Source organism: Psychrobacter sp. Rd 27.2 (assembly GCF_001921755.1).
Classification (GTDB): Bacteria; Pseudomonadota; Gammaproteobacteria; order Pseudomonadales; family Moraxellaceae; genus Psychrobacter; species Psychrobacter celer.
This window is the reverse complement of the sequence record NZ_MRYB01000151.1, coordinates 1-339: the sequence shown is the minus strand read 5'-3', so window position 1 is coordinate 339 and position 339 is coordinate 1. Positions and strand designations below refer to the sequence as shown.

1 protein-coding gene is annotated in these 339 nt (G+C 45.4%); it reads right to left on the bottom strand.

Annotated elements, in window-relative coordinates; translation table 11 throughout:
- The coding region (locus BTV99_RS13620; RefSeq protein WP_178377992.1) for a hypothetical protein at positions 1–339 on the bottom strand (339 nt) is incomplete at both ends.

Here is a 339-nt window from a genome sequence, read left to right as displayed (position 1 = left end):
AAACCAGTATCCTCTACCTGTGCTGGTATTTCTGCCTTGCTAGTAAAGCTATCTATTAAGTCAGGCTTGACAGGTGTAACACCCCCATCTGTCCTCTCTATTGCGATCTCAAAGCTCTCGGTTACACGCGCTTCGCTACCGTCACTACCTTGACCATTGATATCCTGCGTAATACCCGTCACTGTAATATTAAGAGAACCTTCAGGTATATTGACTGTGCTGTCGTTACGCTCAAGCACTAGCTCATAAGTCGCTGCAGTGTCGGTAATAGCTGGATCATTAGGGACATCAACGTACCAAATACCATCTGACAGGATACCACCTACTACATTTAGACCA